General features: G+C 28.0%; 2 protein-coding genes. Both read left to right on the top strand.

Annotated features, from left to right (window positions below; translation table 11 throughout):
• Nucleotides 1-291 precede the first annotated feature (291 nt).
• Entirely contained in the window at nt 292-657 is a 366-nt protein-coding gene (locus ACVFVN_RS14685; protein ID WP_456235861.1) for a hypothetical protein, read from the top strand.
• 3 nt (nt 658-660) lie between these two features.
• A complete protein-coding gene (locus ACVFVN_RS14680) occupies nt 661-1,167 on the top strand; it encodes a DUF2314 domain-containing protein (protein WP_456235860.1) in 507 nt (168 codons plus the stop codon).
• Nucleotides 1,168-1,477 lie beyond the last annotated feature (310 nt).

Genomic DNA, 1,477 nt, shown 5'->3' with positions numbered 1-1,477 from the left:
TTGATACCCGAAGATGATTTTCCAAAACACAAACGGTTTTATTGGTCAAATAATGAAAAAAGTGAACTACTTTCAAATCTATTAAAGGATTTATCAAAAATTGGTTTTCTCGAAATAAATGAAGATGGATTATACATTCAGAATAAATCCAAATTTTTCATTTTATAATGACTAAAAAAACGTCGCATAACATTGTATTGCTAAAATGCGGGGTGAAGGTTTGAATTGAAAAGCAGAAATATTTATCCGCATATGCTTTTCAATTCCACAAAAAAGTGTAATTTAGTTCCATTGAAAAAGCATATGCTTCGTTTTGTCGAAATTGAACTTTCAGTTAAATTTAGCCCGCACTTCAGCAATACTTTTTCCGTTAGGCGACATTTTATGAAAACTACGCAAACAAAAGAAATTTTCGACTTTATAATTTCAGAATTTAAGATTAAGAATTCACAAATCGTGGATTTTTGGAATGCTGATAATTGCGCTTTTGGAATTTATAATTATGAGAAAACAATTTTAATTTACGTTTCAACTTACAACAAAAAAGAAGATTACTATTTTTTAGAAATTGAATATCAGAATAGAGAAAATCAAATCTTTGAAAATATAAGTCGTGAAAATTTAAATAATAAACTTCAACCTATTCTATCAAAATAAACTATGAAAACTAAAATAATAATCTGTTTTATATTGAATTTGATAATAATTGGGTGTCAGAAAAAAGATGAAGTTGTAAAAAGAATTAATGAACCAGACGTTCATCTTTTGGAAGGAGAAGATGTCGAAATGAATAATGCTATTGAAACTGCACAAAATACAATTTACAAATTTAAAGAAGCAATAAACAGCCAAAATCCTGATTTTTACAACTTTGCTCTAAAAGAAAGATTTAATACTGATAAAGGAGGTGAACATATTTGGATTAGTGAAGTTCAATATTTTGATAATAAATTTTATGGAATTGTAGATGATAAACCAATTTCAACTACAGAAGTGAAATTAGGCGATACAATTCAAGTAAATTATGAAAATATAACTGATTGGATGTATTTTGACAAAAACATTGTTAAAGGTGCTTATACTACAAAAGTTTTAAGAAAACGTATGACGCAAAAAGAGCGAGAAGAAATGGACAAAAAAAGCGGAATGATTTTCGAAAATGAATAAAAAAACGTCGCCTAACATTGTATTGGCAAAATGCGGGGTTTAAGGCTAAATTGAAATCTTTTTCAAATTTATACGCCGCTGCTTTTCATATTGTTTTTTTTTCTTAAATTAGACAATCTGAAAAAGCATCGGCTTCGCTCAGTCTGAATTGAACTTTCAGTTAAATCCAGCCCGCACTTCGCCAATACTTTTTCGTTAGGCGACATTTTATGAGAAACACATTCCAAAAAGTAATCTTTGTAATTATATTGATTTTTTCAAAACTCTTATTTTCTCAAATAATTGTTGGAGATGAATATAAAAAAATTCC

The organism is Soonwooa purpurea, from assembly GCF_053891095.1.
The sequence above is the reverse complement of the archived record's forward strand: the minus strand, read 5'-3'. Positions and strand labels throughout refer to the sequence as shown.

Coding starts and splice junctions, on each gene's coding strand:
- ACVFVN_RS14680 (WP_456235860.1), top strand. CDS start 661: ATGAAAACTAAAATAATAATCTGTTTTATATTGAATTTGATAATAATT.